Annotated in this window: 10 protein-coding genes and 4 pseudogenes; 3 read left to right on the plus strand and 11 right to left on the minus strand. The window is 63.5% G+C overall.

Annotated elements, in window-relative coordinates; all coding sequences use genetic code 11:
• From IVA87_RS19750 to IVA87_RS19785, 8 genes and pseudogenes are all read right to left on the minus strand, one after another.
• A pseudogene (locus IVA87_RS19750) lies at window positions 1–438 on the minus strand (IS110 family transposase); the annotation flags it as partial.
• A 169-nt stretch (window positions 439–607) separates the two neighbouring features.
• A complete protein-coding gene (gene rnd, locus IVA87_RS19755; protein WP_247334652.1) occupies window positions 608–1,756 on the minus strand; it encodes a ribonuclease D in 1,149 nt (382 codons plus the stop codon).
• A gap of 415 nt (window positions 1,757–2,171) precedes the next feature.
• A complete protein-coding gene (locus IVA87_RS19760; RefSeq protein ID WP_247334653.1) occupies window positions 2,172–3,506 on the minus strand; it encodes an ABC transporter substrate-binding protein in 1,335 nt (444 codons plus the stop codon).
• An 11-nt stretch (window positions 3,507–3,517) separates the two neighbouring features.
• A pseudogene (locus IVA87_RS19765) lies at window positions 3,518–4,386 on the minus strand (carbohydrate ABC transporter permease).
• Window positions 4,383–5,332: pseudogene (locus tag IVA87_RS19770) on the minus strand (sugar ABC transporter permease). Before IVA87_RS19770 ends, IVA87_RS19765 begins: the two co-directional pseudogenes overlap by 4 nt.
• Window position 5,333: 1 nt before the next feature.
• Window positions 5,334–5,687: a hypothetical protein gene (locus IVA87_RS19775; protein ID WP_247303570.1), complete on the minus strand. Its 354-nt coding sequence runs from the start codon at window positions 5,685–5,687 to the stop codon at window positions 5,334–5,336.
• 49 nt (window positions 5,688–5,736) lie between these two features.
• Window positions 5,737–6,183: pseudogene (locus tag IVA87_RS19780) on the minus strand (metallophosphoesterase); the annotation flags it as partial.
• A gap of 199 nt (window positions 6,184–6,382) precedes the next feature.
• Window positions 6,383–7,855 carry a protein adenylyltransferase SelO gene (locus tag IVA87_RS19785; protein ID WP_247303567.1) on the minus strand — a complete coding sequence of 491 codons (1,473 nt, stop codon included), beginning with the start codon at window positions 7,853–7,855 and terminating at the stop codon, window positions 6,383–6,385.
• A 196-nt stretch (window positions 7,856–8,051) separates the two neighbouring features.
• Between IVA87_RS19785 and aspS the strand changes: the two genes are divergently transcribed.
• From aspS to IVA87_RS19800, 3 genes are all read left to right on the plus strand, one after another.
• A complete protein-coding gene (gene aspS, locus IVA87_RS19790; RefSeq protein WP_247334656.1) occupies window positions 8,052–9,824 on the plus strand; it encodes an aspartate--tRNA ligase in 1,773 nt (590 codons plus the stop codon).
• Window positions 9,825–10,084: 260 nt separating this feature from the next.
• Complete coding sequence (locus IVA87_RS19795) at window positions 10,085–12,394, plus strand: NADP-dependent malic enzyme (RefSeq protein ID WP_247303556.1); 2,310 nt, start codon at window positions 10,085–10,087, stop codon at window positions 12,392–12,394.
• 174 nt (window positions 12,395–12,568) lie between these two features.
• Window positions 12,569–13,021: a DoxX family membrane protein gene (locus IVA87_RS19800; RefSeq protein ID WP_247281570.1), complete on the plus strand. Its 453-nt coding sequence runs from the start codon at window positions 12,569–12,571 to the stop codon at window positions 13,019–13,021.
• A 167-nt stretch (window positions 13,022–13,188) separates the two neighbouring features.
• Here IVA87_RS19800 and IVA87_RS19805 read toward each other — a convergent pair whose 3' ends face one another.
• From IVA87_RS19805 to IVA87_RS19815, 3 genes are all read right to left on the minus strand, one after another.
• Window positions 13,189–13,443, minus strand: coding sequence for a hypothetical protein (locus IVA87_RS19805; RefSeq protein WP_247303554.1), 255 nt, complete (start codon window positions 13,441–13,443; stop codon window positions 13,189–13,191).
• A 39-nt stretch (window positions 13,444–13,482) separates the two neighbouring features.
• Window positions 13,483–14,028, minus strand: coding sequence for a hypothetical protein (locus IVA87_RS19810; protein ID WP_247303552.1), 546 nt, complete (start codon window positions 14,026–14,028; stop codon window positions 13,483–13,485).
• A gap of 390 nt (window positions 14,029–14,418) precedes the next feature.
• Window positions 14,419–14,970: a dihydrofolate reductase gene (locus IVA87_RS19815; RefSeq protein ID WP_247303550.1), complete on the minus strand. Its 552-nt coding sequence runs from the start codon at window positions 14,968–14,970 to the stop codon at window positions 14,419–14,421.
• Window position 14,971 lies beyond the last annotated feature (1 nt).

The following is a 14,971-nucleotide window of genomic DNA, read 5'->3' on the forward strand; positions in this document are numbered from 1 at the left end:
CATGGCGCAGACCCGAGGCTCGCCACGCTTGTAGGCCAGAAGCGTCCGCAACAACGTCTCGCCGTCCAGCCTGTCCGTCTTGGCTCGCCGGCGCCGGCGCGGCGTCGCGATGGAGGCCGGATCCACCACGTGGCTCTCGATGCCTTCCTGCTGCAGGGCCCGGTGAAGCCAGAACCCGTCCAACCCCGCCTCCTGGATCGTGATGATTGGATAGCTCTCGCCCATTCGCACCTGCGCCTTGCGCTTCAGCTCCGCGAACAGCTTCAGCAGTTCCGCAAGACCGCCGGCCTCCACGCTGTGTTTCGACATCTTCTCGCCCTTGCCCGGCGAGAGCGAGGTCACCAGCCATGTCGAACGACTCAGTTCCAACGACACGAAAATTGCGCCAAACTGCGTGCGGATAGCGGCCGGTCCGTCGATAGGATGATCGAGCAACATCGTCGTCTCCAGGTTGAATGGATGCAACCTCAGTCTGGCCTCAGACTTGGTCGCTATCCACCCCCATGGAATCTTCGCGGAGCCTGTGAACGGGTCGCGCTTTGCGCGGACCCGTTGGCTCGCACAGACGATGCGGCTGGCAGTGCGCCAGCCACAGGCTTTCGCGGGCCTACGCCCGCTGCACCCCGACCACGCGGCCTTTTTCGATTGCGAGCGCCAGCTCGCCCCGCTTCAGTTTCAGCGCGGCATCGCCGAACAGCTCGCGGCGCCAGCCTCGCAAAGCCGGCACGTCGGCCTCGTCACTGGCTGCGATCTCTTCGAGATCGTCGACCGTGGCAATCACCTTGCTGGCGACGGCATGGCGCTCCGCGGTCATGCGCAGCAGCACCTTCAACAATTCGACGATGGCCGCGCCATTGGAATTGTTGCGCGGCTTCTCCAGCTTCGGCAGCGTCGAGAAATCCCGCGCCAGTCCGCGCTCGACGGCGGCGACGATGTCCGCGCCCCATTTGGATTTCTCAAATCCCTTCGGCACCGAGCGCAGATGGGCGAGCTTCTCAAGCGTAGTCGGCGCATGCGTTGCGATGTCGCTGACCGCTTCATCGCGCAGCACGCGGCCGCGCGGCACGTCGCGGCTCTGCGCCTCCTGCTCGCGCCAGGCCGCCACCTCCATCAGCACGGCGAGATCCTTCGGCTTGCGCACCCGGGTCTTCAGCCGCTCCCAGGCGCGCTCGGGGTGGAAGTCGTAGGTTCTGGGCGAGGTCAAAACCTCCATCTCGATGGAGACCCATTCGCTGCGGCGGCGCTTCTTCAGGTCGGCATCGAGCGCCGCGAACACGTCGCGCAAGTGGGTGACGTCGGAGACCGCGTAGTGCATCTGCTCCTTGGAGAGCGGCCGGCGTGACCAGTCGGTGAAGCGGTGGGTCTTGTCCGGGCGGTGCCCGGTGACCTTCTCGACCAGTTGGTCGTACGCAATGCTGTCGCCATAGCCGAGCACCATGGCCGCGACCTGGGTGTCGAACACCGGGTGGGGAATGATGCCGGCCTGGTGCCAGATGATTTCGATGTCCTGGCGAGCGGCGTGGAAGACCTTCAGCACGGCCTCGTTGCCCATCAGCTCGAAGAACGGCTTGAGGTCGATGCCCTCGGCCAGAGCGTCGATGACGACAGCTTCCTCGGCGCTCGCCATCTGCACCACGCACAACAGCGGGTAATAGGTGGTTTCGCGCAGGAACTCGGTATCGACAGTGATGACGGGGTGCTTGGCCAGCCGGCTGCAGGCAGCCGCAAGGTCAGCGGTGGTGGTAATCAAATCCATGAACGGCCCATGACGAGACCATCAGCCGTTCTGCCGAAAGTGCAGTGATGTCAAGGGGCTCGATGCGAATTCGAGCCTTGCATTTGGGCCGGAATCGCCTTTTCCGACAAAAATCCTATTCGTAGCGGACCCGCTGCGAGGATTTCCGGGCACACGGCAGTGCCACCACAAGCACGCACATGGCGACCAGAGCCAGTCCCAGGAACTCGAAAACCAACAGGTCCACGGTGAAAACCCCTCAGAAGCATTGCTAAACTTGTCCGGGGCGAATTGAGGGTCTGTTAATTCTCGTGGTTACCGGCCGCGGGGCGGGCCGGATGGTGGACGAGGGGTTAACGGGCGGGGCCCGTCGAAACGCATTCGGCGCCCCGCGTGACGGCGCGCCGAAGTTTGTTCGTGCGATGAGTTGCCGGCCTTACGGCAGTTTCAGCGACGTCTCAGCGTTGTACGGCTTGAGCGTCTCGTCGGCGGCTCTCTGAGCGGCGGCGAGGGCGTCCTTCGGCTGCTTCTTGCCGTTGAGGACTAGCATCACCTCGTCCTCGAGGTTCTTGCGCACCGGCACGGTCTTGTAGGTCGCAAACCACGGCTTTGCGACGTCGAGCTGTTCGACGGCGGTCCTGGCGTCCGGGTTCTTGTTCAGGAAGTCCACCATTTCGGGCGTCTTGTAGGCGGCCATATTGGGCGCGAAATAGCCGGTGGCGCGGCTCCACCAACCGCTCTTCTCGGGCGAAGTCATCCACTTGATCAGCGTCCAGGCGGCCTTCTGCTTGTCGGCTTCGAGTCCTGCCGGAATGATCAGCGATGCGCCGCCGATCGGCACGGCATTGCGGACGTTGCGAGGAATGAAGGCGACCTTGTAGCTGAACTTGGCGTTGTCGCGGACATAGGTCAGCGACCCCGTCGAGAGCATCATCATCGCGGCATTGCCGGAGATGAAGGAGGTGCTGACGGCCGGACCGGGCGTCGCGCCGGGCGCATGCACCTTGTGCTTATAAATAAGGTCGTTCCACCAGGTGAGCGCACGGAGCATCGAAGGCGTGTCGTAATAGACCTCGCCGCCGAACTCCTCGTTGTAGTAGCGCCCGCCGTTGGACATCGTGAGCGTTTCCATCATCCAGCCGCAATAATCATAGGCGCATGGGATCGCGATGCCCCAGCGCATGACCTTGTCACCCTCGCGCTTGGTGAGCTTCTTGGCCCATTCGGTAAGCTCGGCCCAGGTCTGCGGCGGCTTGTTCGGATCGAGGCCGGCCTCCTTGGCCTGATCGGCATTGATGTAGAGCAGCGGCGTCGAGTTGTGGAAAGGCACGCCGTAGACCGAGCGGTTGATCACCGCATTGCCTTGCAGCGCCGGGAAGAACTGGCCCAAGAACTTTTCCTTGGTGGTGCCGTCAGCGGCGATCAGAGGATCGAGATTGGTAAGCTCGTTCTCGATCTGCATGTCGAGCAGGAAGTTGGCCGACATGATCACGGCTGACGGCGGCTTGCCGGCCTTGATCGCGGCGCGCGTCTTGATCAGCGTGTCATCGTAGGAACCGGTGTAGACCGCGGTCGCCTTGACCTCGGGGTGGGTCTCGTTGAACTCCTTGATCAAGGTCCCCATGTCGCGGGCGAGCTTGCCGTCGACCGGGACGGGGAAGAACAAATCGATCTCGGTCGGGCCTTCGCCGGCGATGGCTGGAAAAGCGAGGGCGCCGGCCATCGTGCCTGCGATGGCAAGGCCGAGCATGAGCCTGCGGGAGAACAGCATCGGAAAATCTCCTATTTGATGCCTGAGGTGACGAAAGAGCTGATGAAGCGCTTCTGGAAGATCAGGAAGGTCACGAGCAGTGGTGCGATCACCATCAGCGTTCCCGCGGCGATGGTGCCCAGGCCTGCGTGCCCTCGGCCGTCTTGGTGAAGACGGAGAGCCCGATCGTGAGCGGCCGCTTGTCCGGCGAGTTGATCACCATCAGCGGCCACAGGAAGTCGTTCCAGTGGCTGGTCACAGAGATGATGGCGAAGGCCGAGAAGCTCGGCAGCGACAGCGGCACGTAGATGTGGCGGATGCGCTGGAATAGGCCGGCGCCGTCGATCAGGGCGGCATCCTCCAGCTCGGTTGGAATGGCCTCGAACGCTTGCCGCATCAGGAAGGTGCCGAAGGCGGAGGCAAAGAAAGGCATCATCACGCCAGTGAGCGTGTCGTAGAGGCCGAGCTGCGCGATCAGGCTTAAATTGGGCACGATCAGCAGCACCGGCACCAGCATCAGCTGCATCAGGAACAGGTAGAAGATCAGCGTCTTGCCGGCGAAGGCGAGGCGCGCAAAAGCAAAGCCCGCCAGCGTGATCGTGACGAACTGCACCAGCAGGATCCCGGTGCAGATAATGGTGGTGTTGAGGGTGTAGCGCGGGAAGTCGCCGATCTCCCAGGCATCCCTGATGTTGTCGAGCGTCGGCTTCAGGCTCGGCATCAGTTCGGCCATCAGGTTGATGCAATCGGAAGCCGGGCGCAAGGTCGCCACGCCCATCCAGACGAACGGGATCAGCCAGACCAGTGCGAGCAGCACGGTCAGTACGAAACCGAGCTTTGGCGTAATCTCGCGGCGGGTGGCGAGCGGAGCATCCCTGAACAGACGGTCGATCAAATTCATGGGCCGCTCTCGCGGTTCGCCAGCGTCCGGAACGAAAGCGCGGTGAGGCCCATCAACGCCGCCAGCGTCAGCAGCGTCGCCGCCGATGCCTTGCCGACGTCATAATGCTCGACGGCCTGCTGATAGATGTAGAACAGCACGAGATTGGTCGAGTTGGACGGGCCACCCTGGGTCAGGACGAAGACGTGGTCGACTTGCGTCACCGCATTCAGCGTCGCGATCACGGTGACGAACAGGAAGGTGGGCTTGAGCTCGGGCAGGATGATGTAGCGCAGGCGCTGGATCGGACCGGCGCCGTCGAGATGGGCGGCCTCCATGACGTCCTCCGGCACCGCCTGCAAGCCGCGAGGAAGAACAGCATGTAATAGCCGGCGTTCTTCCAGATCGTGATCACCATGATCGCGGATAGCGCGATGTCGGGATCGCCGAGCCAGTTCGGCAGCACCGGAAGCAGCCGACCGATGTAGTAATCGAGCAGGCCGACATTGGGCAGGAAGATGAACAGGAACAGCGCGGAGGCCGCGACCATCGGGATCAGCACCGGCAGGAACAGCGCGGCGCGCAGCGCGCTGGTCACCGCGCTGGTGCGCGCCAGCGCGAGCGCGAACAACAGCGCGAGGCCGATGCTCGGGATCGCTGTGCCGAGGGCATAAATGAGATTGTTGACGACCGCGCCGGTGAAGGCGGGGTCGGCAAGCACTGCGCTGATATTGTCGATGCCGACGAAGCGGACGGGCGCTTTCGGCGTCGTGCGCTGATAGAGCGCATCGATAAACACGCGGCCCATCGCGCCATACGTGAACAGCGCGAGGAAGACCAGCGAGGGCAGCAGCAGCAGATAGGCCGGCAGCGACGCCGTGAAGCCGGCGGTGAAACGCGTCAGGACGTGCAGGCGCGGTGCTGCCGAGGTCGCGACCGGGAGAGCCGCGGGTCCAGCGAGGCTCATGTCACCGCGCCGGGAAATTGAGCGCATAGTCGCGGTCGCCGATTCCCGCTGGCGCGGCGAAGGGGAAGCGTGGGCTTTGGTCGAGGAAGTCGTGGCTGTGCACGACCAGGTTCTCATCGTCGATCAGCACCACGCCGTAGGCCGGCGGCTCGTGGCTCGCCAGATGCGGCGCGTTGGCATTCAGCTCGAACCAGACCTGGTGGTTGGTGCCGCGCAGCGTGGAGAAGGGAGTCTTGCCGTAGCTGCCGAAGATCGGCCGGTGCACATGTCCGAAGAAGAGGTGGCGGATGCGCGAACGGTAAGGCGCTATCACCTCGGCGAATTCGGCGCTCTGCTTCAGCGCGATCTCGTCCATTGCGAGCACGCCGACCGGGAAAGGGTGGATGGTGCATGAACACGACGAATTCCTGGTCGTCGGGCGCGGCCGCGAGCGTGTTCGCCAGCCAGCCGAGGCGCTTTGCGCACATCTCGCCGGCATGGCTGGTCTCGTCCAGCGTGTCGAGGAAGACGAACAGGCCGTGCTCGGTGGTGCGTGTGCCCTGCACGAAGCCGTTGGGATCGCGCGGCGCGGCCTTCAGCGCGTCGAGGCAGATGACGCGCTTGTCATGATTGCCGACCATCGCGATGTAGGGAATCTTCAGCGCCGCCATCGCCTCGGCGAAATTGGCGTAGGATTCAAGCTCGCCCCAATGGGTGAGATCGCCGGTCACGACCGCAAACGCCGCGTCGGACTGATGGGCGTTGATGTCCGCAATCGCCGCATCCAGCCGCGCGCGCGGATCGAGGCCGTAAAGCTTCAAGCCGGGGTTCGCCAGGTGCGTGTCGGTGAGGTGGATGAATTTGAAGGGCATGGCGCGCTTTTGTGATTGGAGGACGGGCGCCTCCGACAAGACAACCCTGCAGCCCGTTAGAGCGCGTGTGTTTCAGTTTGATGACAGCGGTTCCACGAATGGGACGTGTCCACAACGCCCGCGAGTCAGGCGCCGACCAGCGCAAGGCGCAACCCATGCAATGCATCAATCAGAGATGGTGGTGCGCGGCCGAACCGCTTCACGTCCCGCAGAACGTCTGCAGCACCCGCTGGTCCGGCAGCGGCGGATCGGCATAATCTGCATACTCCGGCTGGTCCTCGTAGGGCCTGGCCAGCACCTTCACCAATTCCTCGAACGGGGCGTAATCGTCATTGTTGACGGCGGCCTGGATCACGGCTTCGACGCGGTGGTTGCGCGGGATGAACATCGGGTTCACGGCGTGCATGGTGGCTTGCCGCTCGGCCGCGCTCTGCGGCTCGAGCGCGATGCGCTCGCGCCAGCGTCCGGCCCATTCGTCAAACGCCGCGGGCTCCATGAACTGCGCGCGCACGTCTGCGCCTGCGTCGCCTGCGGCATCGCCGAGCTTGCGGAAGGTGAGGGTGAAGTCCGCCTGGTTCTTCGCCATGGCATCGAGCAGGTCCTGGATCAGCGCCTCGTCGCCGTCGCGCTCCGTGAACAGGCCGATCTTCCTGCGCAGGCCGGCCTGATAGGCCGCACTGAACGTCTCGGCGAAGGCGCCGAGAATGTCCTGAGCTTCGGCGACCGCCTTTTCCTGCTCGTCTGAGAACAGCGGCAGCAGGCATTCGGCGAGCCGGGTCAGATTCCACAAGCCAATGCGCGGCTGGTTGGCGTAGGCGTAGCGGCCCATCTCGTCGATCGAGGAAAACACCTGCGCGGGATTGTAGGCATCCATGAAGGCGCAGGGGCCGTAGTCGATGGTCTCGCCGGAAATGGACGTGTTGTCGGTGTTCATCACGCCATGGATGAAGCCGACCAGGAGCCAGCGCGCGATGAGCTCAGCCTGCCGCGCAACGACGGCTGCGAGCAGCGCGTGATAGGGCCGCTCCGCTCGAAGCAAATCCGGGTAATGACGGGTGATGACGTGGTCGGCGAGCCGGCGGATGGCCTCGGTGTCGCGGCGGACGGCAAAGAACTGGAAGGTGCCGACGCGGATGTGGCTGGAGGCGACGCGCGTCAGCACCGCGCCGGGCAGGGCGGTCTCGCGGATCACATGCTCGCCGGTGACGACCGCGGCGAGCGAGCGCGTGGTCGGAATGCCGAGCGTGAACATCGCCTCGCTCACGATGTATTCGCGCAAGACCGGCCCGAGCGCGGCACGGCCGTCGCCGCGGCGGGAGAACGGGGTTGGGCCGCTTCCCTTGAGCTGGATGTCCCGGCGGATGCCGTCTTTGTCGATGACCTCGCCGAGCAGGATGGCGCGGCCGTCGCCGAGTTGGGGTACGAAATGCCCGAACTGGTGGCCGGCATAGGCCATAGCGATGGGATCGGCGCCCACGGGAACCGTCTTGCCGGCCAGGATTTCGGCGCCTTCCGGGGTCTCCAGCATATCCGGGTCGAGCCCGAGCTGGACCGCCAGCGGCCGGTTCAGCTTGATCAGCCGGGGCGCCGCCACTGGGGTCGGCGCGACGCGGGCGAAGAAGCTGTCCGGCAGCGCCGAATAGGAGTTCTGGAAGGGGAAATGAACCGTCATGACCTCAAGATAGGGCTGGAACGCCTGATGGCAAAGGTTGGACCCCAGATAAGCCAAAAATGGGCGCATCTGGTCCGAATCAGGCCGTTCCCTTGGTTGCCGCTTTGGGCCTCGTCGGGTAAACCCTGCCGCAACTTCGGACCGGCAGTTACAGGCCGTTCGATTCGCTTCCTCCGACATTGAATTTGGGACGACCATGCATCGCTACCGGTCACATACATGCGGCGCGCTCCGCGAGAGCAACATCGGCGAAACGGTTCGCCTCTCGGGCTGGGTCCATCGCGTTCGCGACCATGGCGGCGTGCTGTTCATCGATCTGCGCGACCATTACGGTCTGACCCAGTGTGTGGTCGACCCGGACTCGCCGGCATTCTCGCTGGCCGAGAAGCTGCGTTCGGAATTTGTGGTGCGGATGGACGGCAAGGCCCGCCGGCGCCCCGAAGGTACCGACAATGACGATCTGCCGACCGGCAAGATCGAAGTTTACGTCAGCGAGATCGAGGTGCTGGGTCCGGCCGGCGACTTGCCGCTGCCGGTGTTCGGCGACCAGGAATATCCTGAAGACATCCGCCTGAAGTACCGCTTCCTCGATCTGCGCCGCGAGAAGCTGCACCAGAACATCATGACGCGCGTGTCGATCATTGACTCCATGCGACGTCGCATGAAGGAGCAGGGCTTCTTCGAATTCAACACCCCGATCCTGACCGCATCCTCGCCGGAAGGCGCGCGCGACTTCCTGGTGCCCTCGCGCATTCATCCGGGAAAATTCTACGCGCTGCCGCAGGCGCCGCAGCAGTACAAGCAGCTGCTGATGATGAGCGGCTTCGACCGTTACTTCCAGATTGCGCCCTGCTTCCGCGATGAGGACCCGCGTGCCGACCGTCTGCCCGGCGAGTTCTACCAGCTCGACGTCGAGATGAGCTTCGTCACGCAGGACGACGTGTTCGCTGCGATGGAGCCGGTCATCACCGGCGTGTTCGAGGAATTTGCCAAGGGCAAGCCGGTGACCAAGGGCTGGCGCAGGATTCCGTTCGCCGAAGCCTTGCGCAAATACGGCAGCGACAAGCCGGACCTGCGCAACCCCATCGAGATGCAGGACGTCTCCGAACATTTCCGCGGCTCCGGCTTCAAGGTCTTTGCGCGCATGCTCGAGGACCGCAAGTGCCAGGTCTGGGCGATCCCGGCGCCGGGCGGCGGCAGCCGCGCGTTTTGCGATCGCATGAATTCCTGGGCGCAAGGCGAAGGCCAGCCCGGCCTCGGCTACATCATGTGGCGTGAGGGCGGCGAGGGCGCCGGTCCTCTCGCGAACAACATCGGTCCCGAACGCACCGCCGCGATCCGCGCGCAGCTCGGCGTGAAGGAAGGCGATGCCGCCTTCTTCGTCGCCGGTGATCCCGACAAGTTCTGGAAGTTTTCGGGTCTTGCCCGCAACAAGGTTGGCGAGGAGTTGAACCTCACGGACAAGGAGCGGTTCGAGCTCGCCTGGATCGTCGACTTCCCGATGTACGAGTACAACGAGGACGACAAGAAGGTCGACTTCTCGCACAACCCGTTCTCGATGCCGCAGGGCGGCCTCGACGCGCTGAAGGACCAGGACCCGCTGACCATCAAGGCGTTCCAGTACGACATCACCTGCAACGGCTACGAGATCGCCTCGGGCGGCATCCGCAACCACGTGCCGGAAGCAATGGTGAAGGCGTTCGAGATCGCCGGCTACGGCGAGCAGGAAGTCGTCGACCGCTTCGGCGGCATGTACCGGGCCTTCCAGTACGGCGCGCCCCCGCATGGCGGCATGGCCGCGGGCGTCGACCGCATCGTGATGCTGCTCTGTGGCACCACGAATTTGCGCGAGATCTCGCTGTTCCCGATGAACCAGCAGGCCATGGACCTCCTGATGGGCGCGCCGTCGGAGGCCACCACCAAGCAGCTGCGCGAGCTGCACATCCGGGTAAACCTGCCGCAGAAGTGAGTCGATCGACGTCTACAACTTCGGGTGCCCGGGCTTGTCCCGGGCATCCGCGTGTTGGAGCCTTGTCTTGGAGCCTTGCATAGAGAACGCCGATGGCGGCGTAGCCGGCGATTCGTCGGGCGAAAGAGTAAGGTTGCAATCGGATGTTGCCACTGAGGCGCCGGCCGTGCTTCATCCGGTTTCCACGACCCGGAATACCGCCCGAGGCGGCCGGTCGGGACAATTTGGTTTGAGGCCGGTAACGCGAGGCGAGACACCGCATGTCGTCCTATTCTGATGATCTCCACCAGGCGGCGCTCGCCTATCACCGTCTGCCGCGGCCCGGAAAGCTCGAGATCCAGGCGAGCAAGCCGCTTGCCAACCAGCGCGATCTCGCGCTGGCCTATTCTCCGGGCGTCGCCGCCGCCTGCACCGAAATCGCCAAGAATCCCGCCGAGGCCGCCTCGCTCACCACCCGCGCCAATTTGGTCGCCGTGGTCTCGAACGGCACCGCCGTGCTCGGCCTCGGCAATATCGGCCCCCTGGCCTCCAAGCCGGTGATGGAGGGCAAGGCGGTCCTGTTCAAGAAATTCGCCGGCATCGACGTGTTCGACATCGAGATCGCCGCCGATACCATCGACCGCGTGGTCGAGACCGTGGCGGCGCTCGAGCCAACCTTCGGCGGCATCAATCTGGAAGACATCCGCGGACCGGAATGCTTCGAGATCGAAACGCGCTTGAAGGAGCGCATGAAGATCCCGGTCTTCCACGACGACCAGCACGGCACCGCCATCATCGTCGCTGCCGCCATCACCAACGGCCTCAGGTTGAACGGCAAGAAACTGTCCGACGTCAAGATCGTGGCCTCGGGAGCAGGGGCCGCGGCAATCGCGACGCTGAATCTCCTGGTGTCGATGGGCGCGCAGCGCAAGAACATCTGGGTCTGCGACATCGACGGCCTGGTGCACGAGGGCCGCAACACCTCGATGGACCGCTGGAAGGCCGTCTATGCGCAGAAGACCGACAAGCGAACGCTTGCCGACGTCATCGGCGGCGCGGACATCTTCATCGGCCTGTCCGCGCCCGGCGTGCTCAAGCCGGAGATGGCCGAGGCGATGGCCAACAAGCCGTTGATCATGGCGCTCGCCAATCCCGTGCCGGAGATCATGCCGGAGGAGGCGCGCAAGGTGCGCCCTGACGCCATGATTTGCACCGGCCGCTCCGATTATCCGAACCAGGTCAACAACGTCCTGTGCTTTCCCTTCATCTTCCGTGGCGCGCTCGACGTCGGTGCCAGCGCCATCAACGAGGAGATGAAGCACGCGGCCGTCGAGGCGATTGCGCAGCTCGCGCGCGAGGCGCCGTCGGATGCAGTCGCGCAGGGTTTTGACACGGGCGAGACGCAGGGTTTTGGCCCGGGCTCGCTGATCCCGAGCCCGTTCGATCCGCGGTTGATCTTGCGCATCGCGCCGGCGGTGGCGAAGGCGGCGATGCAATCGGGCGTCGCAACGCGGCCCATCACCAATTTCGATGAATACACCGCGCTGCTCGAGCGCTTCGCCTTCCGCTCCGGCCTCGTCATGAAGCCGATGTTCGCCAAGGCCAAGACTCAGCCGGTGCGCGTGATCTACGCCGAAGGCGAGGACGAGCGTGTGCTGCGCGCCACCCAGGTGGTGCTGGAGGAGAAGCTGGCGCGGCCGATCCTGGTCGGCCGCCCCTCGGTGGTGGAGGCGCGCATCAAGCGGTTCGGCCTGTTGATCAAGGCCGGCAAGGATTTCGACCTCATCAATCCCGAGGACGATCCGCGCTACCGTTCCTATGTGCAGTCTTATGTCGAGGTCGCAGGCCGCCGCGGTGTGACACCCGACGCGGCGCGCACGGTGGTGCGCACCAACAACACGGTGATCGCGGCACTTGCGGTGGTGCGCGGGGAGGCCGACGCCATGCTCTGCGGCGTCGAAGGTCGCTATATGAGTCATCTGCGCCATGTCCGCGAGATCATCGGCTTCTCAGCCGGCGTCAGCGACTACGCCGCGCTGGCACTGCTGATCACCAGCAAGGGCGCATTTTTCATCGCGGATACGCAGGTGCGCCCAAATCCGAGCGCGGAAGAGCTTGCCGAGATCGCTTCGCTCGCGGCGGTCCACGTACAGCGTTTCAACATCAAGCCGAAGATCGCCTTCGTCTCGCATTCGGATTTCGGCAGTTACGATACCGATTCCTCGCGCAAGATGCGCCGGGCGACCCAGCTTCTCAAGGAGAAGCATCCCGAGATCGAGGCCGATGGCGAGATGCAGGGCGACACCGCGCTTTCAGCGGCTGCGCGGAAAATGGTACTTCCGCACTCCAAGCTCGAGGGCGAGGCTAACATCCTGATCATGCCAAGCCTGGATACCGCCAACGTCGCCTACCAGATGATCAAGTCGCTGGCGGACGCGCTCCCGGTCGGCCCGATCCTGATCGGCCCGGCACGGCCGGCGCATATCCTCACGCCGTCGGTGACCGCACGTGGCATCCTCAACATGACCGCGGTCGCGGTGGTGGAAGCGCAGGAGCGCGCGGCGAGGCAGCAGCCAACGTTGTTTACGTAAGGGTCGATCTGCGCGAAAGATGCACATCCTTCTCCGACAGGGGAGGAGGGGCACCGGTCGCGCGGCTTATTTGAATTCGTCGCGGTTCTCCATTTCCCTGTTTGAAAACCTCAAGCGGACTCTTCATAATCCCTCGCGCATCCCGTGCTTAGCGCTCTTGCCAAGAGGCCGATCATGCCAGCGTTCGTGACTTTCGGGCGGATCCTGTTCGCCGTACTGTTCATCTACACGGGCGCGTCCAAGCTGTTCGCCATCCAGGCGACGGCGGACTTCATCGCCACCAAGATCATGGTGCCCGATATGATTGCGCCTTACGCCAAGCAGGTCGAGACCGCGACCGCCATGACCACGCCGCAACTTTTGGCGATCGCGGTCGGAGGACTTGAGGTCATCGCCGGGCTGATGATTGCGCTGAATTTTGGCGCGCGATTCTTCGCGATGCTGCTGATCATCTACATCGCGGTTGCGACCGTGCTGTTCGATGACTTCTGGAACCAGGCGCCGCCCGACAACGCCAAGGTGGTGATCGACGCGCTGAAGAACCTGTCGATCATCGGCGCACTGTGCATGATCATCGGCTACGGCCGAACCACACGTCCGGCCGAAGCGGCCTACGGGGACGTGTAGGGCAGGGTATGACCGCCGCTCCGCGCGGTGCTGTAGGGTGGATTATGCTGACGCCAACCCGCACCCTAAAAGCGTGATGAGATTGGGATGAATCATCACCGCGCTTTAGCTTGTCGTTTAAGCATGATCTTTTCGGAAAACCGCTTCGCACTTTTCCAGACTATGTCCTAACGCGCCCCAAGGATGCGCTGCCAGAGCGTGCCACCCAGCACCTTCCAGCCAAGATAGAAGTACAGGGTGATCAGGGCAAACAGCACAAGAGCGGATGCGCCGTGCAGGCTGAAACCGTCCGTCGTCGTTTCGCCAGTGGCGGCCCCGATGGAGTAGCCGCCGACGAAGAACACCGTCAGGAAGTCGAGAAAGCCGGCGAGGCCACGGCGCCAAAAGGATTTGGACGTCGATGGAGTATCGCTCGTCGACATCGAAGCAGCCTCCTCTTGGCAGCCGCGCCGGATCGCCGCTCAGGATTTCCCGTCTCGGCTTCTTGTCAGGGGTTTCTTGTCAGTGTTTCTTGTCAGTGTTTCTTGTCGGTGTTTCTTGGCATCGACGTCGATGCCGATGACCTTCCAGGCATTGTCGTTCTGGGCAAAACGCAGCTTGTACTTGACCCGGACCTCGTCGTTCTTGAACTCGCCGGCGAGGACGAGCGCACCTTCCGAATCGAGCTTGGCCTTCTGCTGTGATTCGTAGTCGTCGGTGACGATCCCCTCGAAGAACAGCTTCTTGCTGCGGAAGGATTCGAACGCGGCCCCCAGTTTCTCGGCCGTCATTTGTTCCTGGAACTGCCTCGAGCCCTTGGCAAGCAGGACCGAGTAGTTGCCAGTGATGTTGGCATCGTTGAAGGTCATCAGCGTCGTGCGGACCAGCACGTCCTGCTCGTCGTCGGTCGGCAGATCGATCGCGTAGGCCGATGACGGCGACATCACTGACAGAAAGGTCAGCGACACCAGGAGCGCGATGGCGCCGAGAAACTTCCGGCAGGAGAGGGGAGAAAAAATCGAACTCATGATCTCTTTGTCCTTAATGAAGGGCCGGGGTATCGCCAGAGAGCGGAATGAAGTCGCCATATGCGATCTGCATAACAGAGAAGTTCTAATTTTTCGCTCGTGTGGGAAGGAGCTTTGGCCTCGCCGGTTCACGCCGCATTAAACAGGCTCGGGATGAGGAACGTCGTAACTCCGCCGCACCGTCGCCATTCGGCGCTGCTCTCTCAGACTCCAACACTCGCGCACGCGAATCTGCCGCGCAAGCCGATTTCCGGATTGTTGAAACTCTTGGCACATTGAGCCATCGCCAGAGACGCAGGAGCGGGCGCGATGACGGGCACGGGCCGCGGCGATTGTTGTTCCCTGAGGGCAGGCCTGGCTCACAGCGGCGATGCGCACCTTGATCTTGAGCTATCCCCGCCGCCACGGCGTGACGGTGACATCATGTGCCGCATCGAGCAGATACGGCGCGCTGGGCTTCATTCCGTGCGAGGCGAGCACCTCGTGCGGCGTCCGCTGGGGCACGCTGCTAAAACAGCCTTCGCCGCCGGGCAGTCGGACATGCGGCGCTTCCGACAGCCAGAACGTGTCGTAGCGGTCCATGAACATGTCGAACACCATCGGGCCGCCGATGATCGCGACCGTGCCGGAAGCGACGTCGGCGAAGGCGCAAGCTTCCGCGAAGCTGGCGTGACCAGGATTCCACAATGTCGCGTTCGGCATTTCAGGATCGGCGGTTAGTGCCCTGATCTTGCGGGTCAGGATCAGTCGCTTGCGCTTGGGCGAGTTCGGCTGGTGCTCGTGCGAGTTGCGGCCGTGCACGATCAGCGCCGCGCGATCGAGCGCCTGCTCGAAGAACAGCTTGTCGCCCTCGAACTTCAGGCTGTCCGGCATCACATGCGCGGCGTCGGCGAGCATGCCGTCCGCGGAGACGATGACGTAGCCTTCAAACCGGAAAGACAAT

This window comes from Bradyrhizobium sp. 147 (assembly GCF_023073935.1).
Taxonomy (GTDB): Bacteria; Pseudomonadota; Alphaproteobacteria; order Rhizobiales; family Xanthobacteraceae; genus Bradyrhizobium.

Excerpts from the sequence above, each read along its gene's own strand:
- rnd (WP_247334652.1), bottom strand. The coding sequence starts at position 1,756 with ATGGATTTGATTACCACCACCGCTGACCTTGCGGCTGCCTGCAGCCGG.
- IVA87_RS19760 (WP_247334653.1), bottom strand. The coding sequence starts at position 3,506 with ATGCTGTTCTCCCGCAGGCTCATGCTCGGCCTTGCCATCGCAGGCACG.
- IVA87_RS19775 (WP_247303570.1), bottom strand. The coding sequence starts at position 5,687 with ATGGACGAGATCGCGCTGAAGCAGAGCGCCGAATTCGCCGAGGTGATA.
- IVA87_RS19785 (WP_247303567.1), bottom strand. The coding sequence starts at position 7,855 with ATGACGGTTCATTTCCCCTTCCAGAACTCCTATTCGGCGCTGCCGGAC.
- aspS (WP_247334656.1), top strand. The coding sequence starts at position 8,052 with ATGCATCGCTACCGGTCACATACATGCGGCGCGCTCCGCGAGAGCAAC.
- IVA87_RS19795 (WP_247303556.1), top strand. The coding sequence starts at position 10,085 with ATGTCGTCCTATTCTGATGATCTCCACCAGGCGGCGCTCGCCTATCAC.
- IVA87_RS19800 (WP_247281570.1), top strand. The coding sequence starts at position 12,569 with ATGCCAGCGTTCGTGACTTTCGGGCGGATCCTGTTCGCCGTACTGTTC.
- IVA87_RS19805 (WP_247303554.1), bottom strand. The coding sequence starts at position 13,443 with ATGTCGACGAGCGATACTCCATCGACGTCCAAATCCTTTTGGCGCCGT.
- IVA87_RS19810 (WP_247303552.1), bottom strand. The coding sequence starts at position 14,028 with ATGAGTTCGATTTTTTCTCCCCTCTCCTGCCGGAAGTTTCTCGGCGCC.